Annotated in this window: 18 protein-coding genes and 1 tRNA gene; 5 read left to right on the top strand and 14 right to left on the bottom strand. The window is 58.1% G+C overall.

The features are described from left to right. Positions 1 to 121 precede the first annotated feature (121 nt). The 6 genes from ACQG0T_RS14185 to ACQG0T_RS14160 all read right to left on the bottom strand — a co-directional run bounded on the left by ACQG0T_RS14185 (position 122) and on the right by ACQG0T_RS14160 (position 8,327). Positions 122 to 197: transfer RNA gene (locus ACQG0T_RS14185), tRNA-Asn, on the bottom strand. 163 nt (positions 198 to 360) lie between these two features. Beyond that, entirely contained in the window at positions 361 to 2,550 is a 2,190-nt protein-coding gene (locus ACQG0T_RS14180) for a TonB-dependent siderophore receptor (RefSeq protein ID WP_032654151.1), read from the bottom strand. 26 nt (positions 2,551 to 2,576) lie between these two features. Beyond that, entirely contained in the window at positions 2,577 to 3,902 is a 1,326-nt protein-coding gene (locus tag ACQG0T_RS14175; protein WP_017383315.1) for a lysine N(6)-hydroxylase/L-ornithine N(5)-oxygenase family protein, read from the bottom strand. Beyond that, positions 3,899 to 5,641: an IucA/IucC family protein gene (iucC, locus tag ACQG0T_RS14170; protein ID WP_149604029.1), complete on the bottom strand. Its 1,743-nt coding sequence runs from the start codon at positions 5,639 to 5,641 to the stop codon at positions 3,899 to 3,901. Before iucC ends, ACQG0T_RS14175 begins: the two co-directional genes overlap by 4 nt. After that, positions 5,638 to 6,585: a GNAT family N-acetyltransferase gene (locus tag ACQG0T_RS14165; RefSeq protein ID WP_045328720.1), complete on the bottom strand. Its 948-nt coding sequence runs from the start codon at positions 6,583 to 6,585 to the stop codon at positions 5,638 to 5,640. The genes iucC and ACQG0T_RS14165 overlap by 4 nt, the downstream gene beginning before the upstream one ends. Continuing rightward, positions 6,585 to 8,327, bottom strand: a complete 1,743-nt coding sequence (locus ACQG0T_RS14160) for an IucA/IucC family protein (protein ID WP_150326030.1) — start codon at positions 8,325 to 8,327, stop codon at positions 6,585 to 6,587. The genes ACQG0T_RS14165 and ACQG0T_RS14160 overlap by 1 nt, the downstream gene beginning before the upstream one ends. Before the next feature lie 138 nt (positions 8,328 to 8,465). On the opposite strand from ACQG0T_RS14160, the gene ACQG0T_RS14155 reads away from it, so the two are divergent. Further along, the gene (locus tag ACQG0T_RS14155) at positions 8,466 to 9,674 is read left to right on the top strand and encodes an MFS transporter (RefSeq protein WP_252051147.1); all 1,209 of its coding nucleotides are present in this window, start codon (positions 8,466 to 8,468) and stop codon (positions 9,672 to 9,674) included. Here the strand turns inward: ACQG0T_RS14155 and mtfA are convergent. Continuing rightward, positions 9,671 to 10,468, bottom strand: coding sequence for a DgsA anti-repressor MtfA (gene mtfA, locus ACQG0T_RS14150; protein ID WP_017693127.1), 798 nt, complete (start codon positions 10,466 to 10,468; stop codon positions 9,671 to 9,673). The genes ACQG0T_RS14155 and mtfA overlap by 4 nt on opposite strands. Positions 10,469 to 10,734: 266 nt before the next feature. Between mtfA and ACQG0T_RS14145 the strand changes: the two genes are divergently transcribed. Next, positions 10,735 to 11,637, top strand: coding sequence for a LysR family transcriptional regulator (locus ACQG0T_RS14145; protein ID WP_003859540.1), 903 nt, complete (start codon positions 10,735 to 10,737; stop codon positions 11,635 to 11,637). Here the strand turns inward: ACQG0T_RS14145 and ACQG0T_RS14140 are convergent. The 3 genes from ACQG0T_RS14140 to ACQG0T_RS14130 form a co-directional block, all read right to left on the bottom strand. Then, positions 11,609 to 12,397, bottom strand: a complete 789-nt coding sequence (locus tag ACQG0T_RS14140) for a substrate-binding domain-containing protein (RefSeq protein ID WP_049013082.1) — start codon at positions 12,395 to 12,397, stop codon at positions 11,609 to 11,611. The two genes, ACQG0T_RS14145 and ACQG0T_RS14140, sit on opposite strands and share 29 nt — an antisense overlap. A gap of 6 nt (positions 12,398 to 12,403) precedes the next feature. Beyond that, complete coding sequence (locus ACQG0T_RS14135) at positions 12,404 to 13,705, bottom strand: MFS transporter (protein WP_017693129.1); 1,302 nt, start codon at positions 13,703 to 13,705, stop codon at positions 12,404 to 12,406. A 260-nt stretch (positions 13,706 to 13,965) separates the two neighbouring features. After that, a complete protein-coding gene (locus ACQG0T_RS14130) occupies positions 13,966 to 15,261 on the bottom strand; it encodes a serine hydrolase domain-containing protein (RefSeq protein ID WP_271040328.1) in 1,296 nt (431 codons plus the stop codon). Between the two features lie 95 nt (positions 15,262 to 15,356). On the opposite strand from ACQG0T_RS14130, the gene ACQG0T_RS14125 reads away from it, so the two are divergent. Then, positions 15,357 to 16,262: a LysR family transcriptional regulator gene (locus ACQG0T_RS14125; protein WP_039270487.1), complete on the top strand. Its 906-nt coding sequence runs from the start codon at positions 15,357 to 15,359 to the stop codon at positions 16,260 to 16,262. Here the strand turns inward: ACQG0T_RS14125 and fumA are convergent. Continuing rightward, entirely contained in the window at positions 16,251 to 17,900 is a 1,650-nt protein-coding gene (fumA, locus tag ACQG0T_RS14120; protein WP_032648818.1) for a class I fumarate hydratase FumA, read from the bottom strand. The two genes, ACQG0T_RS14125 and fumA, sit on opposite strands and share 12 nt — an antisense overlap. A gap of 52 nt (positions 17,901 to 17,952) precedes the next feature. Beyond that, a complete protein-coding gene (locus ACQG0T_RS14115) occupies positions 17,953 to 19,461 on the bottom strand; it encodes an anion permease (RefSeq protein ID WP_080347204.1) in 1,509 nt (502 codons plus the stop codon). 608 nt (positions 19,462 to 20,069) lie between these two features. Here ACQG0T_RS14115 and ACQG0T_RS14110 point away from each other — a divergent pair. Together ACQG0T_RS14110 and ACQG0T_RS14105 are read left to right on the top strand one after the other, a co-directional pair. Beyond that, entirely contained in the window at positions 20,070 to 22,850 is a 2,781-nt protein-coding gene (locus ACQG0T_RS14110) for a flavocytochrome c (RefSeq protein ID WP_047731040.1), read from the top strand. Positions 22,851 to 22,908: 58 nt separating this feature from the next. Further along, entirely contained in the window at positions 22,909 to 23,871 is a 963-nt protein-coding gene (locus tag ACQG0T_RS14105; RefSeq protein ID WP_193042594.1) for an FAD:protein FMN transferase, read from the top strand. Here ACQG0T_RS14105 and dcuR read toward each other — a convergent pair. Together dcuR and ACQG0T_RS14095 are read right to left on the bottom strand one after the other, a co-directional pair. Next, positions 23,852 to 24,571, bottom strand: a complete 720-nt coding sequence (gene dcuR, locus ACQG0T_RS14100; protein ID WP_003859556.1) for a two-component system response regulator DcuR — start codon at positions 24,569 to 24,571, stop codon at positions 23,852 to 23,854. The two genes, ACQG0T_RS14105 and dcuR, sit on opposite strands and share 20 nt — an antisense overlap. Then, positions 24,568 to 26,184, bottom strand: coding sequence for a sensor histidine kinase (locus tag ACQG0T_RS14095; protein WP_032619380.1), 1,617 nt, complete (start codon positions 26,182 to 26,184; stop codon positions 24,568 to 24,570). Before ACQG0T_RS14095 ends, dcuR begins: the two co-directional genes overlap by 4 nt. Between the last annotated feature and the right edge of the window lie 2 nt (positions 26,185 to 26,186).

Here is a 26,186-nt window from a genome sequence, read left to right as displayed (position 1 = left end):
AATATATAACAGGGACAGGTGAGGAGGTGGGGGTAAACACTAAAACGGCAACGGGCGCCGTCCTGCATTTCTCATGCGCTGAAAAGCAAAAAGCCTGCTCTAAAAGCAGGCTTTTCAAATTTGGCTCCTCTGACTGGACTCGAACCAGTGACATACGGATTAACAGTCCGCCGTTCTACCGACTGAACTACAGAGGAATCGTGTGAACGAGGCGCATATTATCGACCTGCGTGCGCCTTGTCAAAGGGGAAAACATCGTTTTTGTTCGTTTGCCGAGAATTTCAGCAAACCGATGATTTAATAGCAAATTTGCTTTCAAATTGCACAGCATAATGCGCCGCCCGCAGGCGGCGCGCAGGATCAGAACAGAACGGAGTAGTTCAGGCCAAACGTACGTCCACGGCCTTTATAAGTATAAAGACCCGGTGAGCCATAGGTTGGGCTATACAGCCCCGGTGCGCGCTGGCCCCAGGCGGTGGTGTAGTCTTTGTCCAGCAGGTTTTCCACGCTGAAGCTGACTTTGCCCACCGGCAGGGCGTAGCTGCCCAGGAAATCAACGGTATTATAGCCATCAATCTTCTTACCGTCGGCGTCAGACACGTCGAAGGTTTGTGTGCTCTGCACGCGCAGGGCCCAGTCGCCCGGCGCCCAGTTAACCCATGCGCTGGCTTTAGACGGGCTGGCGCTGTCGACCGTCAGCTTCTCCCATTTCCCGTTTTCACGCGTTTCGGACTTGATGGCGTTAAAGTTCGCCCCGGTGCTCCAGTCGCTGTCGGTGAAGAAGTAGTCCACCTGGCCTTCAACCCCATAGATACGACGTTTATCGTCCTCCAGGTTGATGGTCATGTCGCTCTTGTTGATGGTGATGGTTTTATCCGAGAGCGAATAGTACGCCGCCACCTGGGTACGCAGGTTATCGCCGGTGAAGCGCCAGCCCAGCTCGTAAGCATTGACCTTAATACCGTCCAGCGTTGAGTCGTTCACGTTGACGCTGTTTTGCAGGCGATAGTGACCATCGACCAGCTGATAGGTGCCGGAGCCGTAGTACTTCGCCAGGTCCGGGATCTCGAAGCCCTGGGAGAAGTTAAACCACAGCTGCTGCTGTTCGGTAAGACGTCCAAGGATCCCGGCGTTAAACAGGAAGTTGTTGTAGTCGGTTTTCCCGCCCGGCACCGCGTCAGCGGAGGTCGCTTTGCCCGTGGCGATTGCCTGCTGCTGGGCGTAGCCGACAAAATCGTCCACCTTGTTTTCGGTGTACTGGTAACGCACGCCGCCGCTCAGGGTGATGGCGTCAATGTCATAGCTGGCTTGCAGGAACGGCGCGAGGTTGGTAATGCTGTAACCCGGATAACGGCCCACGTTGTAGGCATTGTCCAGCTCCATGCCGCCGCTCGCCGCCGCTTTGCTCAAGTCAAAGAACTGCTGGTTGGCATCGAACGTTTCGTGGTCGGCATCCACACCCCAGGTGAGGGTCAGGTCGTCCATCGGCTTGCTGTTCAGCGTCAGCTTGCCGCCGTAAAAATCGGTTTTCTGCTGGGACGCGCCAATGCTGGTCACCGCGCCTTTGCTCAGCGTCGGGAACGGGTAGTAGGTCAGGCTCTCGTCACGGTAGTAAATCTGCGCAACCAGATCCTGACCCCAGAAATCGGTGTTCGAGTATTGCAGGTTGATCAGGTGACGCTCTGTGCCCGGGATACGGTCAGAGTTCAGGTTGTCTTTGTTATAGGCTTTGGCATCGCCCGTGACCGCAGCGAAATTCTCCCCAAGGAACAGGCCGTGCTTGCCGTCGGATTCGCTCTTGTAGTACTGCGTGGTTAACTGGAGCTGCTGATGATCGTCGATGTTGATGGTGCCTGTCCCCATCACGTCGATACGGTCGGAATACTGCAAGCCGGTCTGGGTGTTATCGATAATCACCTCGTCGCCGTTGCCGTCATACCAGCCGCCGTAGCGCTGATAGGAGACCGACAGACGGCCAGAGGCGTTGTCATTGCCGCCGCTCACGGCTGCGGAGACGTTCTCATCATGGTCGTTATGGCTGTTAAACCCGCTTTTTGCCCCGGTCTGGAACTCCACTTCGGTCTCCGGCTGGCCTTTTTTGGTGACGATGTTCACCAGCCCGCCGGTACTGCCGCCGCCGTACAGCGAGGTGGCGCCGGAGATCACTTCGATACGGTCAATGTTGAACGGATCGATAGAGTCGAGCTGGCGGCTGTCGCTGCGGGAAGAGTTCAGACGTACGCCGTCCACCATCACCATCATGGAGCGACCGCGCAGGTTCATGCCGTAGTTGGTACGTCCCTGGCTGCTGACGTCCATGCCGGGGATCAGCTGGGCCAGCACGTCTTTAATCTCTTTCCCGCCCTGAACCTGCTGCTCAATTTCCGCCCGCTCAATAACCCAGGTGGTTTGCGCCATCTCTGCCACGCTGCGATGTGCCCGGCTGGCGGAGACCACAATATCTTCTTCCTTTTGTTCTTCCGCCCACGCAGAGGTAGAAAGCATGGCAAGCAAGCACGGATTTAAAACCCAAAGATGAGAACGTTTCATTGTTATGTTGATCCTGAATGTGTGTGTCAGTACTCGGTGGTCTTCATTAATGATTTAAAAACCTGGCTGCTCTCCGGGCTGGTGGTGCTCCGCCAGTGGATCACGCCGGGGGTGGTTGCCAGCTCAAACGGCTCGTCATCGTGAGCGCGATTCAAAATTCGCGCCGCGCGCCAGGCCATCAGGCTGAGCTGGGGTTCGGCAATACCGAGACGGTGCATCCCGGCATTGACGGCAAACAGGCGGTTGCTCTGCGGGCCGTCCCATTCAAGGGTGAAATCGTTGTTGATGCAGAAGGCTTCATTCTCATCCAGACGCAGTCGGGAAGAGAGCGGGGCGAGAAACGCGGGCTGCACGGCGCGGTAGCCGGTGGCGAAAATCACCACGTCGCTCTCCAGCTGTTCGCGCCCGCCGTCCAGGTGATGCTGGATGCTGAGGCGATGTCCGGTTTCCTGGCGCGTCAGCGCCGTCACCGAGCGGGACGGCATCAGGTGCGCCCAGGGTTTTTCGCGCAGCACTTCGAAGCGGTGATACATGGCGCGATAGATGGCCAGCAGCGACTCCGTGGTGATCCCGTCGGAGGTCATCTTCTGCTCCTGCAACATCTGACGTCGGGCGTCGTCACCAAGGGTCGAGAAGCTGTCCACGTACTCCGGCGTGAAATACTCATTGGCAAACGCGGCTTCATCCAGCGCGTTGTAGTTGTTGCGGCGCGACACCCAGTTGAGGCTCAGCGGCTGCCCCCACTCCCCACGGAAGATATTTAAAAACAGATCGGCACCGCTCTGGCCGCCGCCGACGACGGTGACGCGCTTGCCCGCTAAATCCGGCGTGCGCAGCATCATTTCGCTGGCGTGGAAGCAGGTGTCGTCCTGCGCGGTGACGCAGTCTGGGAGATTGATCTGCTTCCCAATCCCCACGCAGACGTGGCGCGCCAGGAAGCGATCCCGCTGGGTCACGACCTCAAACAGGCCGTTTTGCTCATCAAAGCTGACCTGCTGTACCTGCTGGCTGAAGGCCAGGTTAGTGAGGTTATCCGCCGCCCAGCACAGGTAGTCGGCAAACTCCTCGCGCGACACGGTGCGCTGCTCGGTGGTGAGGAAACGGTAGAACTTTTTGCGCTGTACCAGATAGTTCAGGAAGCTGTGGCGGTTGGTTGGCTCCACGGCGCTGACCAGATCCTTCAGGAAGCTGGTCTGCATATGGCAGTCCGGCACCATCATCCCCGGGTGCCAGGAGAAGTGCGGCTTGCGTTCAAGAAACAGCGAGCTAAAACCGTCCAGCCCCTCTGCCAGCGCGGCAATACTGAGGTTGAACGGACCGATACCAATGCCGATGAAATCATAGGTTTTCATTGCGCTGACTCCTGGGAGACCAGAAAAAGAGGGTTATCAAGATCGCAGACGTAGTTCGGCAGCATGCGGCTGCCGCCGTCGTGTTCAGAGAAGGTAAGTTTGACCGGGTTGAGGATCACGCGAATAATCTGCGGCTTAAACAGGTCGAATTTGGCGAAGCGCGCCGCAAGATCCGGATGGGCGGCCATATAGCGACGTAATACCAGCGCCAGGATCTGATAGAAGCGGGTTTCGCTCACGCCGCATTGCAGGGTGAGGCGGGATATAAAGCGCAGTACCGTGACAAAGTTGCCGGTTTGCAGGTCGTGGATGATGTAATCCGCGCTGAGGCGCGCCGTCACCGCTTTTACCTGCTCCGGCAGGCTCTGCATCTGCGGGAAATCTTCATCCACCAGGCGCATGTCGCCCTGGAAATCCTTCAGCAAAATGCGCTGCGGAACGTAATCTTTCATCACCAGCGTGACGTTCTGGCCGTGGGCGATGAGCGCCACCCCGTAGCGGCAGAGCAGGTGGTAGAAGGGGATCACCGTCGCCTCAAACAGCTTTTCCAGCCATGCGTCAGCGGTTAACCCCGAGCGTTTGATCCACGCGTCAATCAGCGGGCGCCCCTGGTTATCGGTTTCCATCAGCGCCGCCATCAGCACCGCCTGTTCGCCATCCTGTAAATAGCAGGATGGGTTCTCGCGCCAGATCACCCCCAGCATCTCCTGATAGCGGTACGGCGCCTCAGGCAATGCGGCATAACCCGGATGCGACAGATATCCGGCTGCGGGTTCGCCAAGCACCTGCGCCCCGGAGCGAATCAGCGTGGCATCGCTGGCGAACTGCTGCTGTAGCCAGCGCGAGGCCAGCGGACCGGCGGCGATATACTTGCCCGGAATACCGCGATAGCAGGAGGTGTTGTAGATGGTCAGCGGCAGCTTGATGTCATACGGCGCGCGACGGCTGGCGTTGGTCAGCGTGCGCAGGGACTGCTGCGCCAGATACTCATCGCCGAACTCACCCAGCTCCACCATCTCACCGCGCGCGAGCTGCGCCAGGAAATGAATGGCAATTTTTTGCTGCCACTGCCACGGGTGCAGCGGCACCGGCAGCCAGCTGTCGTCCAGATCCAGCTCCTGCCAGCGGGCGTTGAACCGTTCGCGCTCGGCATCATCCATGGCGCTGGCGAGCAGGGCGTTAATATCGCAATCGGCGTCGCTGCTCCAGACCAGACGCTCGCGCTGCACGGCGACCCAGTGCAGGCGGAAACGCCCGCGATATTCCGGCGCGTACAGGCGCAGGGCATCCAGCCCCCAGCCGCGGCGTCCCTTGTTGAAAATAAACTTCGGGTGACCGCGCATCAGGCACTGTAGTTCGTCCGGGTCGAGGTGGATCAGCGCATCGGCATCCAGCGTTTCACGTGCCTGCAACAGCTGCATGTCACCCCGCAGCGTGGCGTAGAGATCTTCCATGTGCTCCGCCGTTTGCGCGTCGCTCATCTCCAGCACGGTGGCCAGTTGCAGCAGCGCGTTTTCCGCTTCGACCGCCGCGCCGCTGGTGGTGGTCAGGGTATCAGGGTCAATATGCAGCCAGCCCCATATCCCACGCGTGGCGCGAAACTGCCAGCACGCGTTGCCCATACTGATGCGCCAGTTGTCCGCCGAAACCGGCTCGGCGCGCAGGGTGCGTTCATATTCCAGTTCGGCGAGGATCTTCGCCACCATCTCGCGGTTCACTTTCTGCCAGAGTGCGTTCACAGTTCCACCTCGTGGAAGAAGCGGTGACGCTCGCTCATGATCAGACGGGAGCGTTTGTGCGGGAAGTCGAACTCTTTCACCGTGTCGAAACCGGCGGACGCCAGATGGCGGAACAGACGCTGATTGTCGAAGCGCGGCTCGGCGACAATGCGCGTGGTGCGCGGTTCATCGAGATACAGATAGTGGCTCAGGCCACGCAGCCAGCTGCGGATGTATTGCGCGCCGCGCCAGTTTTCTTCACCCACCAGCATGTGCAGCCCGCGGTCAAAGGGCTGCCAGCGATAGTGGCGGCCAATGCGGTCTTCTGCCGCCCAGTAGAGTTCAAAATAGCCGAACGGCTGATCGTCAAAGCAGCCGATCACCGGATAGCAATAAGTCGAGTCGAGCTGGCGACGCAGGTAGTTCTCCTGCTCGGCCTGCGGACCGGCCATCTCCCAGAAGGCATTTACGCGCGGGTTGTTCATCCAGCGGGTAAAACGCTCGCCGTCCAACGCCACGTCCGCCACGCGGAAGCTCAGGGTGCGCTTAATCTGCGGATCGTAACGGCGGTACACCTCGCTCTGCGGGCGGTGAGGGCGCAGCGGGAAGTACAGCTGACGGCTTTCGTCAAACTGCATTCCGCCGCTCGCCTGCGGACGTTCGCCTTTCAGCCACAGCGGCAGCTGCCAGAAGTTTTCACGCGCCAGATAATCCCCGTGAACGAGGCTAAACAGCGCCTGCGCCTGAGGTTCATCCTGCCAGGCTGCCCACGGCAGGGTAATGCCGGTCAGGGCGGGCGCGGCAACAAACAGCTGGTCGAGGGCGTCCACCAGCCAGCCGTCCGGGAGCCCGGTCAGCCGCTCCAGCACCGCGCTGCCGTCGAGACCCAGCGTCAGCGGCAGGTTTTGTTCCGTGACCGTGCAGCGAAAGCCGTAGCCGGAATGGACGATATTCGCGTTTGCCATCACGCCTTCTCCTTATAAAACGGGTTGCTAAAGTCGAAATAGATCACCGCCGGATCGACGATGGTGTTTTCGTTGCGATCGTGCAGATAGCAGAAGAAGTTGCCTTTGCAGTTCCAGGTCGGGCTGTCGAGCACGTAATCGAGGCAGCGGGTCTGCTTCGCCGTCGTGCGCAGTTCGGCCAGCGCGTCACGCACGCGGGACATCAGGTTCTCTTCGCTGTCGAAACCGGCAGCGGCGAGCGCGGCGGTGACGGCAAGGGTAGAGTTCAGCAGCAGGTAATAAGGGAAGTAGCGCAGCAGCTGGCTCTCACCGAAGCGGTTTTCCACTTCGGTTTCACCTGCCTCTTTCAGCCACGCGTCGGCCCCTTCGGTCCAAGCGCTGCCCTGGCAGTCGCGGTAGATCAGCCCAACGGGGAAATCCTGCTGCATCTCAACGAGGATATTTTGCTGGTGCGCCAGCAGGACCAGACCGTAGTCCGCCTCGGCGCTGAACAGCGGAAGCAATACCCGGTCGCAGTAGGCGTCCAGCCAGCAGCGCGCGGCCTGGGCGAGCGGGAGATCCAGACGCTGGCTCAGACGACGCACCGCCGCGGCGAGCAGGCTGTCGCCGCCGTCCGGCGCGGCCTGGGTCAGGCTCACCAGCACGTTGGTTTGCGTTTCAGGGGTATCGAACAGCAGGTTGACGCGCAGGGCCATCAGGCTCTCTTCCTGAACGACGCCGTGCTCATCGCACAGCCCCGCCCAGCCGTCCTCCTGCATCACGCGCATGGTCGGGTAGCGCGCCTGAAGTTCCTGCCAGCGTGCCGTTTTCGCCAGGCGTGCCAGGCGCATGCCGCGCATAACCTCTTTCACCGACAGCGTGCGCACGGAGTTGGTCAGCCGCACGCTCAGGGAAAACTTAATCATGTCGCTGTTGGTTTCACTGTACAGCGAGCGGGAAGAGCTGGTGGGCAGCCATTGCGCACCGGCTTCGCCCAGATCGCGCAGGGCGCCTTTTTCTACCAGACGCTGGCACCAGTCCTGCTCCAGCAGATAGTCGGCCTGCCACGGGTGCATCGGCAGCATCCAGCAGGTGTCGGTGAAGTGACCGAGAAGGGCCGGCGCGCTCTGCGCTGCAAAGCGCAGCAGACGTTCCCGCAGGGAGACATTCAGGCTGTCGCCGGTAATCAGCTCATGCTCAACCGCAAACCAGCGCAGCGGGAAGCGGGAGGCGAAATCCGGCAGATAGCGACGCGCCTCGGCCTCGTTGAACGGCTCGTGCGACTTTGGAGCAGGATGAAAAGCATGGCCGACCAGCAGCGCCTGTTCCGCTTCGGCAAACGTCAGCGGCTTATCGCGCAGGTTTGCCCAGTTGTGGCGTAAATCAATGGCCTGCCAGGTGTGCGTATGGCTTTCCAGGACGCGCTGCTTAAAGCGAGCCAGCGTATCGGCATCCAGATCGCCTTTTATCGTCTCTTTTTGAAGAATGAAATCAATCAGTTGATGAAATGTGACCGTGTCACCGCCGTCGCTGTCGGCCTGAATCAGCGTTGCCGGAAAACGATACTGGTGATGCTGCGTGGGGGAGAAATAGCGTACCGGAACCCGAATGGCCTGGGTTGGGGAGAGCGGGATATGAATCTGTGATAACTCATCCGCACGGGTTGCGGGAAGATAATGCCAGTCCTTCGTTTCGCGCAGCAGCGCGTTCAAAAAACACTGGGCCGCAACATCTGTACCGGCGGAGCGGGGCAGAGTACGCATAGTTGTACCTCATTCCATGACTGATAATAATTCTCGTTATGATATTCATTCTGTTTACAGTGGCAACTATTTTTGCAATATTTGTTTTCATAAACTTCATAATTTCCACACATTTATTGACATTATCTTCACAATTTTATGCGCACCCGTACTGAGAATCTCACTGACGTTGTGACCCCTAAAGCTAACTGGCCCCTGGCACTGGGCGCCGGTTTATTAGGTATTGGGCAAAACGGTTTGCTGGTTATGCTGCCGCAGCTGGTCTCCCTGACTGGACTGTCGCTCTCCGTCTGGGCCGGGCTGCTGATGTTCGGCTCGATGCTCTTTTTACCCGCCTCGCCCTGGTGGGGACGCCAGAGCGAGCGGCACGGCTGTAAGGTCGTTATGCTGGCCTCGCTGGGAGGCTATCTGGCGAGCTTTGTCGTGATGGCGCTGGTGGTCTGGGCGATGGCGAACGGTGCGCTGAATGCCCTCTGGGGAATGGCGGGCCTGGTGCTGTCGCGCATGCTGTATGGCCTGACGGTATCAGGGCTGGTGCCTGCGGCTCAGACGTGGGCCATTCAACGCGCGGGGCTGGATAAAAGGATGGCGGCGCTGGCGACAATAAGCTCTGGCCTGAGCTGCGGGCGTCTGCTGGGACCGCCTCTGGCCGCGCTGATGCTCAGCGTCAGCCCGGTCGCACCGCTCTGGCTGATGGCGCTGGCGCCGTTTATCGCGCTGCTGCTGGTGCTGCGCGAAGCCGCCGATCCCCCGCTGCCGCCGGTGGCGCACCAGTCGACGCGGTTACAGGCCTCTATGCTGCCTTTCCTGGTGCTGGCACTGCTGCTGGCGGCGCTGGTCAGCCTGATGCAGCTTGGTTTATCGCCGCATCTTCACCCGTTATTTAATGGCGATGCCGTGCAAATCAGCCATCATGTCGCGCTGCTGCTGAGTCTGGCCGCGCTGGCGACCCTGGCGGCGCAGTTTCTGGTGGTACGCCCGCAGCATTTTACCCCGAGAGTGTTACTCTTGATTGCCGCGGTACTGATGGTGGCGGGTCTTGGGCTGATGTGTCTCGCCAGTTTAGCCCTGTTCTACGTGGGCATTGTCATCACCTCGCTGGGGGCCGCCATGGCCACGCCGGGATACCAGCTTTTGCTTAACGATCGGCTGACGACGGGCAAAGGCGCAGGGGTGATCGCCACCAGCCATACGCTGGGGTACGGGGCCAGCGCGCTGCTGGTACCCGTGGTGACGCGCTTTTACGGTGAGCAGTTTTTGATTACTGCCGCATGGGGAATGGCGCTGCTGTTTCTCGCGGTGAGCGTGTGGGTACGATCGACCGATCGTACCTCTGCTGAACATTAGTGGAACGGATGAGGGGAGGTGCTGGCTGCGTCCTCACTTTGCCGCAGACGCTGGAGCGGATCCTGCTGATAAAACTGGCAAAAACGCTGCCACAGCGCCGGGAAGCGCGGAGCGAAAAGCTCAGGTGCGCTAAAGAAATACTCGGACAGTACCGCAAAACACTCGGCGGGATCGGTCGCGGCATAGGCATCAATGCTGGCCGCGCTTTCACCCACCAGGTCTATCTCATCCTGAATGTTTTCCATCGCCGCGTGCAGGTCGTGCTCCCATCCCGCGACTTCACGCAGCGGGATCAGCGGCACGCCGCTGGCGCGATCGCCGTTGCGGGTATCCAGCTTATGCGCCACTTCGTGAATGATCAGGTTGAAGCCCGAGGCATCGAACGAGTCCTGAATATCCAGCCAGTTGAGGATGATTGGCCCTTGCTGCCAGCTTTGCCCGGACTGCACCATACGCTGGTTGTGCACCAGCCCGATGTCATCCTCCCACTCATCATCGACGATAAACGGCGCCGGGTAGATCAGCACTTCGTGGAAGCCATCCAGCCATTCGATACCCAGCTCCAGCACCGGCAAGCAGAAGAGCAGGGCGATGCGGGAATTTTTAAGCGGATCCAGTTCGAAGCCCTGTAGCGGTACCAGCCGTTTTTGCTGTAAAAAACGCTCGGCCAGCTGAATCAGCTTTGATTGCTCTTCAGGCAAGAGATTCGCCAGCACGGGGATCGCCAGAGCCTCATCCCAGGGCAGCGCCATATTTCGACCAGCGTCGTTCGTTTTCCAGGGCCACTTAATCATCGCTTTGCTCGTTACTCGCACGTGAACAAAATGGAAAGGTCAGGGGCTGTTAGCATGCCAACATACTCTGTTAAGCAGTATGACACTCCTCTTCGGCTGCATGCAGACTGGCAGCCTGTTTAAGAGGAATCCAGCCCGCATAAACTATCACTATGTGCCGTCAGGTTGATAGCGCTTTAGGGGTATCCCCTTCATTTTGTGAAGTATGTCGTGCCCGACTATGATAAATCTCTTCTTACCCTACCGTGCTTAAGGATCCCGTCAGTATGCCCGTCAATTTTGACCTCAACGATCTCTATGCCTTCCGCGCTTTACTGGAATATGGCAATTTCCGTCTTGCGGCGGAGTCTATCTGCCTTTCCCAGTCGGCGTTGAGTCGCAGAATTGAAAAGCTGGAGGCGGCACTGGGGACAAAACTGTTCGACAGAACCACCCGGCGCGTCACGCTGACCCTGTATGGACAGACCTTTGCCGACCGATGCGGACAGCTGCTTGCTGATGTGGAGTCCATGCTTTCGGATATCGATAAGGCCAGCGAGGAGCGTACGGGGCTAATCACCGTGGCGACGGTGCCGTCCGCCGCCTGTTACTTTATGCCGGATGTTATCCGCCGCTTTCAGTCCCGTTACCCCCGCGTGCGCATAAAACTGATCGACAGCAGCGCCGGAAATGTTATCGAGGCCGTCACCCGCGGACAGGCGGATTTTGGTATCTGCTTTGCCCGGAGTTTGCAGCCCGACATCGAGTTTGTCCCGCTGGTGGAGGATGTCTACGTGGCCGCCTGCCGGCGCGACAGCCCGCTTGCAAAAAGAAAAAGCCTGACGTGGCAGGCTTTTTATCAGCAGGATTATATCGGTCTGGATAAGACCTCCGGCAACCGCAATCTTCTCGACCAGCGGGTCGGGCATATTCGGCCTGAGCGCCCCAGCATCTGCGAAACGCGGCACGTGACGACCATGCTGGGGATGGTTGAAGCCGGGATCGGCATTGCGGCCGTTCCCGCCATGTCAATGCCCCGTGCAGAGCATTCGCTGCTGACGTCGGTACCTTTAACCGAGCCTGAGGTCAGGCGAACCGTGGGGCTGATCCGCCGCCGCGGGCGGATACAGTCCTATATTGCTGCCGAACTCGAAACGCTAATTACCGAGCAGTATCGCGAGGTGCACTGACGGGCGTTAAGCCCGTTGCCGTAATGACGCTGGCGGCCTGTGGCGAAGAGAGAAAGGCCAGCAGCGCTTTTCCCTGTTCGGGATGGTCAGCCTTCTGCGTTACGGCTCCGGCGAAACGGGTAATGTACTGCATGTCGTCAGGCAACTTACCCACAAACGTCACCCCCGGGACCGGCAGAAGCTCGCTCACCTGCTGAAAGCCGAGATCGTATTTCCCTTTTGCCACTTCAGACGCCACCGGGATGCGCTCAACCCGGTGCGCTTTATCGTGAACCTGGCCGTCGATGCCCAGCTTACGGAACAGCTGACTCTCTACATACCGGCCGCTGGCGCTGTCGGAATAAGCTATGGAGTGCGCCTTCAGCAGCGTTTGCCGCAGGGCAGGCACCGTACTGATATCCGGCACCGGCGCGCCCGCTTTGACGACCATCCCGACGGGCGAATCCGCCAGCTCCACGCGGGAGCCCGCCGCCGTCCTGCGATCCTGTTCCAGTTTCGCCAGCGCATCGCCCACCATAATCACCACGTCCGCTTTTTCGCCCCGGGCGAGCCGGGCCGGAATGGCCTGCGGCGTTTTGCCCATCGACGGGCCGGAGATCACAATGAGCCTGTCACCGCTTTGCGCTTCGTACTGCGGCGTCAGCTTCTCCAGCGCCGCTTTGAAGCCGCCAGAAATCATCACCGTCACATCCTGCGCAAGCGCGCCCGCGCTGAGGGTGGCGAAGGTCAGGGCGGCAATCATCGTTCTGAATGTAAGCATGAGGGATCACTCCTTAACGGCAGTTTGCAGGATTAACGTGCGACGACGATAGAGATAAAGCGTTGCCAGCAGGGCGCAAACGGCGGCAAAGCTCATCCAGTAGCCCGGAGAGGCTTTGTCGCCGGTGTACTCAATTAAGGCAGTCGAAATCACCGGCGTGAAACCGCCAAAGACCGCCGTTGCCAGGCTGTAAGCCAGTGAGAAGCCCGCCACGCGCACCTCTGCTGGCATGATCTCCGTCAGGGCCGGGATCATCGCGCCGTTATACAGGCCGTAGAGGAAAGAGAGCCACAGCAGCACGGTCAGCATCATTGAGAAGCTCGGGGCTGCGGCCAGCATCGTCAGCGCCGGATAGCTGGTCGCCAGCGCCAGCAGCGTCATGGCGATCAGCACCGGTTTACGCCCGAAGCGATCCGACAGCGCGCCGCCCACCGGAAGCCAGATGAAGTTGGACACCGCCACCAGCAGCGTGACCAGAAGACTGTCCGACGCGCTAAGCATCAGGACTTTTTTACCGAAGGTCGGCGCGTAAACGGTGATCAGGTAAAACGCGGTGGTGGTCATCGCCACCATCAGCATGCCCGCGACGACTACCGGCCAGTTGGCGAGCAGCGTTGTGAAGACCTGACGCATTGCCAGATGGTGGCGACGGGCGCTGAATTCCTCGGTCTCTTCGAGCTTGCGGCGCAGGAAAAAGATAAACGGCACAATCAGACAGCCAAACAGGAACGGAATACGCCACCCCCATTCGCGAATGGCACTCTCTTCCAGCACCACATTCAGGGCGAAGCCCATCGCCGCCGCGATCATAATGGCGACCTGCTGGCTACCCGACTGCCAGCTGGTGTAGAAACCCTTGCGGCCCGGCGTGGCGATCTCCGCCAGATAAACCGAAACTCCGCCCAGCTCGGCGCCTGCCGAAAAACCCTGCAACAGGCGGCCGGTCAGCACCAGCAGCGGCGCCCACAGGCCAATGCTCTGATAAGACGGGATCAGCACGATCAGGAACGTTCCGGCGGCCATAATCGACAGGGTGACGATCAGCCCTTTACGGCGACCCACTTTATCAATGTAAGCTCCCAGCACAATGGCTCCGATCGGACGCATCAGAAAGCCCGCGCCAAAGACGGCGAAGGTCATCATCAGTGACGCAAATTCACTGCTTGCCGGGAAAAAAGTATGGGCGATGTAGGTGGCATAAAAGCCGAACAGAAAGAAGTCGAATTGCTCAAGAAAGTTGCCCGACGTGACGCGGAAAATCGCGCCCGCTTTGGCACGAAGCGTTGCAGGTGAGGTTGAGGAAACCATGATTATCTCCAGTTTTATAGTGACGTTATGCTCGTCTGTTTCTGAAAACTGGATCAGGAAGTGGAAATTAATAAGCGCAAATAGCGCATGGACTGATGCGTGTGGTGCATTAATGACAAAGCGTTGACCAGTATTTACATATTCAACAATAACTTAACATTTCGGTGATCTTTTATTTACTCGATTTCGCTAAGTTGCTGATATATCGGTTTTGTGACATCGCGCAGGTGAGAAGCCAGGCGGGGCCTGGCTTGGGATTATCAGCGCAGCGCGTTCGCAATCGCGCTAAACATCAGCGACGCTTCCAGCGGCTGGGCGCTGAATGACGGCTCTGCCTGCGGCCAGGTGGACCACTGGACGATAACCAGATTTTCTTTCTGATTAACCATGATCATCTGACCAAAAATACCCAGCGCCCACAGGGAATCCTTCAGCGAATTTTCGACTTTCGGCTCCACGTGTGTGGCGGTGGCTGGTACTTCGTTGTTCCACCACTGGTAGCCGTATAACCCCTTCGGATGCGCGTCGGACACCGATCCTTTGGCCTGTGTCCAGGCTGAGGACTGTTTCACCCAGCCCTCGGGGAGGATCTGCTTCCCGTCCGGCAGCGTACCGTTATGCAGGATAAACTCCCCGAAACGCCCCCAGTCTTCCAGCGTGGCGTTGAACCCATGCGCACCCACGTCGTGCTGGCCTTTGCTGTAGGCATGCCACACGCCGTCGCTCGCCATGCCGTACGGCTGCCAGATGGTCTTCTCCAGATACGCCGCGAGCGTCATGCCGGTGGCGCGCTCAAGCACATCGCCTAACAGCCAGGCGCCACCCGAGGAATAGGACCAGTTTTCGCCCGCCGGGTGTTCACGGTGTAACCCCTTCACCAGGGTGCGCACGCAGTTGTAGGTGCCCGGCTTCGCTTCGCATTCGGTAAGCCGGGCGAAGTCAGATTGCGGGTTGGTGTAATCTTCGTTCCACGCCACGCCAGAGGTGTGGGTGATGAGCTGTTTTAGCGTTACGCCCTCCCAGGCGGTGCCTTTTAAGTCAGGTTCGTATTGGGTGACAAGGTCGTCCAGCGAGTGGATTTTCCCTTCTTTAATTGCAGCACCCACCAGCGCGGAGACCACCGATTTGCCCACGGAACGCGACGTCCAGAGCGTTGAGTCGGTATTGCCTTCACCCAGGTATTTATAGGCCACTTTGCCGTTTTTCAGCACCAGCATGCCGCTGACGTTCTGGCGTTTCAGGTAATCCTGAAGAGTGTAACTCTTACCCTTCACCTGATAGCGGGCATCGGTGAGCGGTTTTTCTGCGGGCAGCAGCGGCGTAGCGTTGCCGTGGCGGAACACATCCCCTGCGTAGTTGCGGTAGTCATTGCGAAAGCCCACCACGCGATCGGCCTGGTTCCAGGTGAGCATGGTATGCGCGTCCGGGAGTCTGGCATCGAAAGGCGCCGGACAGGTGGTGAGGTCGGTACCGTTGCAGGCCGCCATAACGGTGGGCGAGAGCAGGCTGCTGACAACCAGCGCCGCGAGCAGCGTGCGGTTTGTTTTGATTTTCATATTTATCTCGTTTGGCTCAGGAAGGACTTCAGTTTAAGAACCTGCGGCCTATAATAAAAAACGCGTTATGGGGGAAAATCCCCCGTAAAAATTGCGTGGAGAATGACGTGGCATCACTGATCTATTCCTTTGCCCAGCTTGAGGCGTTCACTGCCGTCGCTGAACACGGCAGCCTGATGAAGGCGGCCAGTAAACTCGGCAAAGATCGTACTACCCTGCGGGATCTGATCGATTTCCTTGAGGATGGGCTGGGCTATGCTCTGTTCCTGCGGGAGGGGCGCAGCCTGCGCCTGACGCCGGAGGGGGAGCAGCTTCAGCGGCAGGCGCACCTGCTGATGCGCCAGGTCAAAGCGTTTGAGGCGTTTGCCAGATCGGTACCGGACAGCGCGACGCAGGACATCGCCCTCGCTTACGATCCGTTCACCCCCAGAGCTTTTTTACAGGCGCTGATTGCCACACTGGCGACGAAAAAGATCCGCCTGAGCCTGACCAGCGCATCGCGAGATGAGGCGGAAGCGATGCTGGCAAACGGTCAGGCCGATCTGGGGATCTGCCAGGCGCGCAACCGCAGCGTGGGCAATGAGATGGAGTGGCGGGCGCTGGGGGCGATCGAAATGGATTTTTACGCCGCAACGGCGCTTTTTGCGGAGGTTGCGTCGCCGGTGTCGCTGCTCGATCTCTCTCTGGTGCCACAGGTGATTATGCATCCCGCGTCAGACGAGCCGGTTGCCCGTCGCCTGCAAATTTCAGGGCACACGCTTTTCACTAACGAACTGGAGATGCTGCGCGGCCTGCTGGAACAGGGCTGCGGCTGGGGGTTTTTACCGACCCATCTTCAGGCAACGCAGTGGAAAAATGTAAAAAGGCTGCCCACCGAAGTGGGCAGCCAGGGGATAAGCCAGACGATGGTCACTATCTGGAAGCCGGGCAGCGACAAGCGCGGGTTGATCAACGATACGCTGTCGCTGCTTCCGGCGTTATGGAAACGTTCAGCGCTGTGAGCACCCTTTGCACTGTTTATTCTGGATCTGCTGGAAGAAGTCGTTGCCTTTGTCATCCACCAGGATAAACGCCGGGAAGTTCTCCACTTCAATTTTCCAGATGGCTTCCATTCCCAGTTCAGGATACGCCACGCACTCCAGGCTCTTGATGCTGTTTTGCGCCAGCACCGCCGCCGGGCCGCCGATGCTGCCGAGGTAGAAGCCGCCGTGCTTATGGCAAGCGTCGGTGACCTGCTGGCTGCGGTTACCTTTGGCCAGCATGATCATGCTCGCGCCGTGGGATTGCAGTAGGTCCACGTAGGAGTCCATACGCCCGGCGGTGGTTGGGCCTAAGGAGCCAGACGCGTAACCTTCTGGCGTTTTCGCCGGGCCTGCGTAGTAAATCGGGTGATCTTTAACGTACTGTGGCAGTTCTTCCCCGTTGTCGAGCAGCTCTTTCAGCTTCGCGTGGGCGATGTCACGCGCCACGATGATGGTGCCGCTCAGCGACAGGCGGGTGGATACCGGGTGCGAGGAAAGCTGCGCCAGAATGTCGGGCATCGGCTTGTTCAGATCAATGCTTACCACGTCGCCTTCTCCCTGCTGGCGCAGGGATTCAGGAATATACTGGCCCGGATTGTGCTCCAGCTTCTCAATCCAGATCCCCTCGCGGTTAATCTTCGCCTTGATGTTGCGGTCAGCGGAGCAGGAGACCCCCATGCCGATCGGGCAGGAGGCGCCGTGGCGCGGCAGACGGATCACGCGAATATCGTGCGCGAAGTATTTCCCGCCGAACTGCGCGCCAAGGCCGAGGTTTTGCGCTTCCTGAAGCAGTTCCTGCTCAAGCTGGACGTCGCGGAACGCCTGGCCGTGCGCATTGCCTTCGGTTGGCAGGCCATCGTAGTAGCGCGCAGAGGCGAGCTTGACGGTTTTCAGCGTGGCTTCCGCTGAGGTGCCGCCGATAACGAAGGCGATATGGTAAGGCGGGCAGGCCGCGGTACCCAGAGTTCGCATCTTCTCAACCAGATAATTTTTCAGCTTCGCCGGGGTGATCAGCGCTTTGGTTTCCTGATACAGATAAGTTTTATTGGCGGAACCGCCGCCTTTCGCCATGCACAGGAATTTATACTCGTCACCATCAACGCTGTAGAGGTCGATCTGCGCGGGCAGGTTGGTGCCGGTGTTCACCTCTTTATACATATCCAGCGCCGCATTCTGCGAGTAGCGCAGGTTGTCTTCAATATAGGTGTTATACACGCCCTGACTCAGCGCCGCTTCGTCACCGCCGCCGGTCCAGACGCGCTGGCCTTTCTTACCCATAATGATTGCCGTACCGGTATCCTGACAGGTGGGCAGCACGCCTTTCGCCGCAATCTCGGAGTTGCGCAGGAATTGCAGGGCAACGTACTTATCGTTCTCGCTGGCTTCCGGGTCGCTCAGAATAGCCGCAACCTGCTTCTGGTGAGAGGTGCGCAGCATAAATGCCGCGTCGTGGAAGGCCTGCTGTGCCAGCAGGGTCAACGCCTCTGGCTCGACTTTCAGCACTTCCTGACCGTCGAACTCGGCAACGGAAACGTGCTCTTTGGTCAGCAGATAATATTCGGTGTCGTCATGCGCGAGGGGGAAGGGGTTCTGGTAGAAAAAGGGTTTGTTTGACATAGCTTGCTCCACAAAAATTTAACCGCCGGAGGAAATGTCCGGCGGTCAGGAATCAGAACATCATGGACATCCACGGGTAACCAATCAGCAGCAGAGCTGTCAGGAAGATGGCACCGAAGATGGTACCGAGGCGCCAGTAGTCTTTGGTTGGCAGGTAGCCGCTACCGTAGTAAATCGGGCTTGGACCGGTACCGTAGGGGGTAATGATCCCCATCACGCCCAGCGAGGTCACCATCAGCAGAACGAACACTTCCATATTCATGCCCGGAATGGTGGAGGCGATGGTCAGCATCGCAGGCAGCAGCGCCGTGGTGTGCGCGGTGGTGCTGGCGAACAGGTAGTGCAGCAGGTAGAAAGCCAGCAGCAGCACGATGGTGGCGACACCCGGAGAGATACCGCTCATCAGCAGGCCGCCTTCTTTACCCAGCCAGCTGATAAAACCGGTGGAGGAGAGGCCATCCGCCAGCGCCACCAGGGTGGCGAACCAGACGAAGGTATTCCACGCGGCTTTGTTACCGGTGATATCGTTCCACTCCAGCACGCCGGTCCACAGCATCAGGCCAACGATCAGCAGGGCAGCCATGGCCGGTTCAATCCACGCCGCGGCGAAGATCCACATCAGCAGCGCACAGCACACGAACACCAGCAGCAGGATCTCATTGCGCGACAGTTTGCCCAGTTTTTCCAGTTCACGGGTCGCCCACAGCGGTACTTCGTTGTTTACCTTCACTTCCGGCGGGTAGAACCAGTAGGCCAGCAGCGGCATGGTCAGGATCAGCAGGATGCCCAGCGGCAGGAAGGCGAGGAACCAGGTCCCCCAGGAGATATCAATTCCAACCGTGCTTTTTACCAGCGCCAGCGCCAGCAGGTTAGGTGCCAGAGCGGAAAGGAACATCGAGCTGGTGATACAGGCCGCGGTGATGGCTACCCACATCAGATACGAACCGATTTTGCGCGCGCTTGGGTCATTGGGTTTTGAACCGTACAGCGGCGGCAGGTTGGCGATGATCGGGTAGATGGTCCCGCCGCTGCGCGCGGTATTGGACGGGGTGAACGGGGCCAGCAGCAGGTCCGCAAACGTAATGGCGTAACCGAGCGTCAGGCTGCGACGGCCCAGGTACTTCACCAGAATCAGCGCCAGACGGCGGCCGAAGCGGGTTTTGTCGTAGCCTGCGGCGAACATAAAGGCACCGAAAATCAGCCAGACGGTGGAGTTACCAAACCCGCTGACCGCCCATTTAAAGGAGGCGCCCGCCAGCTTGAATTTTGGGTCAGCCAGCTGTTCCGGGCTAAAGAGTACCCACTGGCTGCACAGCGCAATCGCCACGACGCCGGTAAGACCGATCACGGCGCCCGGCAGCGGTTCGAAAATTAAGCCGACGATGACGCCGACAAAGATGGCGAAGTAGTGCCACGCATAAGGCGGCAGCCCTTCCGGAACGGGGACAAACAACAGCAGGACGGCAACAATGACGGGCAAAGCCATCATCAGCAGTCGTTTTGCTGTTCCATTTGATGCCAGATTCGCCGCAGGAGGCGTTACAGCAGTTTTTGTATTCATAGTTTCACGTCTTAAGTTGTCAAAAATTCGTCGCCCGGCGAAAACACAAATTCGATTGAAATATCCTTTTTGCTTTTTTTAGTTATTTAAGGTGCGGATTTGTGTTTTCACTAATAGCGATTTAACGCATTTTGGTTTGCGCTAAATAAAAATGATGATGTTTTTATATTGCTCTTTTGAATGCCATAACTATTGATCGCGATCAAAAAAACGGAACTGAATGGCTATTTTTATACTTTTTATAATAACCACTCTGGGTAGTGTGGTTATTCGCTGATTTTACGTATGTTATGTATCAAAACTATAACATTTAAATTTTGGTGTTTTTGTTTGTTGTTGTTTTATAAGGTTTTATATTGATCGTGGTGTATTGGTTTGACCTTTTATAATTTAACTTTTTTTAAATTCTTGTGAACGAGTGAAACATTCCCGCTAACACCAATGTGTTATTAATGTTATCGAAGGGATTAAATAATTTATTAACTAACGTAATGGCTTTAGAAACTAAAAAAAGCTTTATATTACTATCATGACATCGGCAAAAAACACGAAATAAAAAAATCATCCCGATAACGAATTCTTAATTTTTAAAGTTTGGAGTTTCTATTATGAGCACTAACGAACGTATTTTAAGCCCCTTCACATTACCGAATGGTACTGAACTGAAAAACCGTTTGTTAATGGCCCCGATGACAACCTGTACCGGTTATTACGATGGTACCGTGACCAGCGAGCTGGTGGAGTACTACCGCGCCCGCGCGGGCAGCATCGGCACCATCATCGTTGAGTGCTGTTTTGTTGACGATCTCGGCCTGGCGTTCCCGGGCGCAATTGGTATTGATAACGACGAGAAAATCGCCGGGCTGGCAAAAATCGCTGACGCCATCAAGTCCAAAGGCTCTAAAGCCCTGCTGCAAATCTACCACGGCGGCCGTATGGTCGACCCAAAACTGATTGGGGGTCGCACGCCAGTTGGCCCAAGCGCCGTTGCCGCGCCGCGTGACGGTGCCGCCACGCCGGTTGCCCTGACCGCGGAAGAGGTGGAAGGCATGATCGGCAAGTTCGGCGAAGCCGTGCGCCGCGCAATTCAGGCCGGGTTCGACGGCGTCGAAATCCACGGGGCGAATACCTATCTGATCCAGCAGTTCTTCTCCCCGAACTCTAACCAGCGCGACGACGAGTGGGGCGGCAGCCGCGAAAACCGCGCGAAATTCCCGCTGGCGGTGCTGGACATTACCCACAAGATGGTGCGCCAGTACGCGGACGACGCGTTTATCATTGGCTACCGTTTCTCTCCGGAAGAGCTTGAAGTCCCGGGCATTCGCTTCGAAGACACCCTGTATCTGCTGGAAAAACTGGCCGCGCGCGGGGTAGATTATCTCCACTTCTCCCTTGGTGCCGCCCTGCGTTCATCTATCGTCGATACTCAGGACCCGACGCCACTTATCGAAAAATACTGCGCCATGCGCTCTGACACGCTGGCGCAGGTACCGGTGATGGGCGTTGGCGGCGTGGTGAATGCCACGGATGTGAATGAAGCGCTGGATCACGGTTACGACCTGATTGCCGTTGGCCGCGCCACCATCGCCTATCCGGACTGGACCGATCGCATCGCGGCGGGCGAAAGCCTGGAGCTGTTTATGGACAGTACCCGACGCGAAGAACTGAGCATCCCGGAACCGCTGTGGCGCTTCTCGCTGGTGGAAGCGATGATCCGCGACATGAGCATGGGCGAATCTAAATTCAAACCGGGCACCTTTATTGAAAAAGTGCAGGACGATGCTAACGAGCTGGTGATTAACGTCAGCCTCGAAACCGACCGCATCGCCGATATCGAACTGGCCTCCGGCCCGAGTGAAGACGTCGAGTTTGTCACCAGCTTCGAAGAGATCCGTACCCGTATTCTGGATGCCAACACCCCGCACGTGGACGCGATTACGGGCGCGACCAGCCAGAGCGAGGCGGTGAAAAAAGCGGTCTCGAAGGCGATGCTGAAATCCAGCAAAGCGCTGGCGGCGGAAGAGGGCGCAGACCCGAATGAGACTAAAAGCGTGGATGTGGTGGTGGTCGGCAGCGGCGGCGCCGGTCTGGCAGCGGCGATTCAGGCGCATGACGAAGGCGCGAGCGTGCTGATCGTCGAGAAAATGCCCACCATCGGCGGGAACACCATTAAAGCCTCGGCCGGGATGAACGCGGCGGAGACCCGCTTCCAGCGCGTGAAAGGTATTCAGGACAGCAAAGAGCTGTTCTACCAGGAAAGTCTGAAAGGCGGTGGCAACAAGAACGACCCTGAACTGCTGCGTCGCTTTGTCGAGAACGCGCCCCAGGCTATCGAATGGCTGGCCACGCGCGGCATTATGCTGAACGACATTACCACCACCGGCGGGATGAGCATCGACCGTACGCACCGTCCGAAAGACGGTTCCGCAGTGGGCGGGTATCTGATCAGCGGCCTGGTGCGTAACGTCAACAAGCGCAACATCGAGGTGATGCTGGATACCTCCGTGAGCGACATCATTTTCGAAAATGGCGAAGTGACCGGCGTGCGTCTGACCACCGAAGAGAACGAAACCCTCACCGTGGCAACCAAAAGCGTGATTGTGGCAACGGGCGGCTTCAGCGCCAACAGCCAGATGGTGGTGAAATACCGTCCGGATCTGGCAGGGTTCGTTACCACCAACCACAAAGGGGCGACCGGAGGCGGTATCGCGCTGCTGGAGCGTATCGGTGCGGGCACCGTGGATATGGGCGAAATTCAGATCCACCCAACCGTTGAGCAGAAAACGTCGTATCTGATTTCCGAATCCATCCGCGGCGGCGGGGCGATTCTGGTAAACCAGCAGGGCAACCGCTTCTATAACGAAATGTCGACCCGCGACAAAGTCTCGGCGCAGATCATCGCGCTGCCGGAGAAATACGCTTACATCGTCTTTGACGAGCATGTTCGCGCCAAAAACAAAGCCGCGGATGAGTACATCGCAAAAGGGTTTGTTACCAGCGCCAGCTCGCCAAAAGCCCTGGCGGAAGCGCTGGGGATGGATCACCACCAGTTCCTGGCAACGCTGGAACGCTACAACGGCTTTGTGGAGAAACAGCACGACGATGATTTCGGTCGCACCACCGCGCTGCGTGCGCCAATCAACGAAGGGCCGTTCTACGCCATTCAGATTGCACCGGGCGTTCACCACACCATGGGCGGCGTGACCATTAACACAGAAACCTGCGTGCTGGACAGCAACCACAACGTATTGCCGGGAGCGTTTGCTGCGGGTGAGGTTGTCGGGGGCATCCATGGCGGTAACCGCATCGGCGGTAACGCGGTGGCAGATATCATTATTTTTGGTACGCTTGCAGGACATCAGGCGGCTATGCGTTCGAAAACACGGTAAGGCTCCTGTTTCCCCGGCGGCGCGGTGCCTGCCGGGGCTACATCTGAGGACTCATGAAATGCCTGATAGCCATCGCGTTTACAGCTACTCCGCCGTTCTGATGGGATCGCCCATCCTCCTGAAACTCTTTTCCCATGACGAAGCGCTTGCCTCTCGCGTGTTTCGCCTGATCAAACAGTACGAAGATCTGCTTACCGTTAACCGAGCGCACTCCCAGGTAATGGACATCAACCATGCGGCCGGTCAGCATCCGGTTGCCGTCAGTCGCCCGGTGTTCGAGCTGATCCGCTGCGCGAAAGCGGCCAGCCTGCTTAAAGACAGCGCCTTTAACCTGGCGATCGGCCCGCTGGTGAAATGCTGGAAAATTGGCTTTAAGGGGGACGCTGTACCGCCCGCGGACGAGATCGCCGCCTTGCTGGGCATCACGCATCCTGCGGACGTGGTGCTGGATGAAGCCAACAGCAGCGTGTTCCTTACTCGCCAGGGAATGGAGATCGATCTGGGGGCCATTGCTAAAGGCTATATCGCCGACAGGGTGCGGGATTACCTGCATAAAGAGGGCGTTGAACTTGGGCTGATCAACCTTGGCGGCAACGTCCAGACGTTAGGCTCGCCGGAGGGCGGCTGGCGCGTCGGCCTGAAAAAACCGTTCGCCGGTGACGCGCTGATTGGCGCAATGACGGTCGAAAACCGGTCGGTGGTGACGTCAGGCACCTATGAGCGCTACTTCGAGCTGAACGGCAAACGTTATCACCACATACTTGACCCACGCACCGGCTACCCGCTGGATAACGAACTGGACAGCGTGACGATTATTTCGCCAGACTCCCTCGACGGCGATATCTGGACCACGCTGATCTACGGCATGGGCGTGGAAAAGGGCTGCGCCGCGCTGCGTTCGCGCCCCGATATTGAAGCCATCTTTGTCACCAAAACAAAAGAAGTGGTGATCTCCTCGATGCACCACTTCCGTTTTACCCTTCTGGACGACAGCTACCGAATTACTGGCAGTACTGTTTGAGTAGGCCGACCTGTTCCGGCTGCAAACGGTAGCGATATACCGGCCGGCCGGTAGCGCCGTAGTGAATGCTGGTGAACAGGATATTAATTTGCGCCAGCCAGATCAGGTATTTGCGGCAGGAGACGCGGGAAATGTTGACCGCATTCGCCAGATCGTCGGTGGAAAATTCTATCTCCGGATGGCTGTCGATCCACTGGCAAATGGTGCGCAGCGTCTGCGGCGTCAGGCCTTTCGGTAATTTTTTGCTGTCGGCCAGCTCCGGCGCGCCGCCGTGGATCAGCCTGTCGACGTCGGCCTGTTCATAATACTGATGCGATCCCATCAGGCTGCGCTTTGCCTTCCAGCCGTTCAGCGCCTCTTCAAAACGCGGGAACTGGAACGGTTTAATCAGGTAATCCACCACGCCATAGTGCATTGAGGTCTGGATCGTTGCGGCGTCGGAGGCCGACGAGATCATGATGACGTCAATCGGGCGGCCCGACGCGCGGATGATGGGCAGCAGATCCAGCCCGTTATCCTGCTGCATATAGACATCCAGCAGCACCAGATCGATCGGCTGGCCTGGGTTGGCGATCAACGCCTCGGCCTGGTTGAGCGTGGAAGCGACGCCGCAGCAGCTAAAACCCTCAACGCGGTTAACATACAGACGGTTGAGGTCGGCTACCATGGCGTCATCATCGACAATTAACACATTTATCACGCGATATTCCTCTCGCTATCCCAGGGGATCTGAACAAAAAATTGGGTAAATACGCCAGGCTCCGACTCGACGGTAATATCTCCGCCCAGATTCTGGATCTGCTGACGCGCAAGGAACAGCCCAACGCCGCGGTTTTCACCTTTTGTGGAGTAGCCCTTTGTAAAAATAGCCTCCAGCCGCTCGGGATCAATGCCGGGACCGTCATCGCTGACCTCACCGCTCAGCCAGCCGTTCTGATAATGCAGCAGCAGGCCGATCTCGCCTTCCGGCTGGCCTTCCATCGCATCCAGGGCATTTTCGATTAAATTGCCCAGCACGGTGATCAGCACCGCAACCTGCTCTTCATTGGCGGTGTCAGGAAGCTGACTCTCCTCCGCCAGCGTCAGGGTCACTCCGGCCTCTTTAGCGCGGTTAATTTTACCCAGCAGGAAGCCCGCAATGACCGGCGATTTAACTTTGCGCTGTATTGCGCCGATATCCGTCTGATAATTTTGAGCGGTCTGGATGATGTACTCCTCCAGCTTATCGTAGCGCTTCATGTGCAGCAGGCCGAGGATCACGTGCAGCTTGTTCATAAACTCATGCGTATGGGAGCGCAGAGCATCAACGTAGCTGACCATGCCATCAATACGCTGCATTAACTGGCTGATTTCGGTCTTATCGCGGAACGTACTGATCGCCCCGATCACCTGATTCTGGCTTTTCACGGGGACCATGTTGCAGAGCAACAGCCGCCCGTTACAGCCGATCTCCTGATCCTGGCGGGCAATGCCGGTCCTGGATACTTCGCGCAGGCTGGCCAGCAGCGGTTCACTGCTGCTTTCGGAGTGCTGGCCTGAGGTCAGGAGTAATATTTCTCTGGCGGTGTGGTTAATCATCGTCACGCGCCCGTGCATATCCACGGCCATCACGCCTTCGCGCAGGGACTGCAACATGGCCTGGCGCTGCTCAAAGAGGGCTGAGATTTCGTAAGGCTCCAGCCCAAAGAGGATACGTTTCAGAACCCGGACCAGACCCCAGATCGCCACTGAGCTCATCAGAACGCTGAATAAGATGGTCCACACGGCGTTGAGCCGCCCGCGGGCAATCTGATCTTCAACTTTATTCAGCGAAATACCCACCACCACCACGCCGATCTGGTCGTGCTGGTCGTCATACACTGGCGTAAAGACGCGCAGCGCTTCCGCGAGCGCGCCGCGGTTAACGGAGACATTCTCTTTCCCTTCCAGGGCGGGCGTCAGATCGTCGCCAATAAAATGCAAACCTAACAGCGCTTCGTTTGGATGGGAATAGCGGATCCCACGCAGGTCGGTGACCACGGTAAACAGCAGGTCGTTGCGCTTCGTCACCGCCTCGGCAATCGGCTGGATGATGCCAGCCTGCGGCGATTCCATCAGGCCACGCTTGATCTCCGGGCTGTCGGCCAGCGTCCTGGCGATACCCAGCGCGGTATCTTTCACGTCATCGCGCGTGGCGCGGGTGATCTGCACAGAGTACAGCGCGAAGACCACCAGCAGCACCGAGCCGATAATCGCGCACACCATCAGTGTAACCAGCGTATTCAGCTTCATAGGGCGCTTGCGCGTCGGGGGGAAGGGCTGCAAATCGCTCATTA

Origin of the sequence: Enterobacter cloacae complex sp. 302F9, assembly GCF_050030335.1 — a bacterium.
Taxonomy (GTDB): Bacteria; Pseudomonadota; Gammaproteobacteria; order Enterobacterales; family Enterobacteriaceae; genus Enterobacter; species Enterobacter hormaechei_C.
The sequence above is the reverse complement of the archived record's forward strand: the minus strand, read 5'-3'. Positions and strand labels throughout refer to the sequence as shown.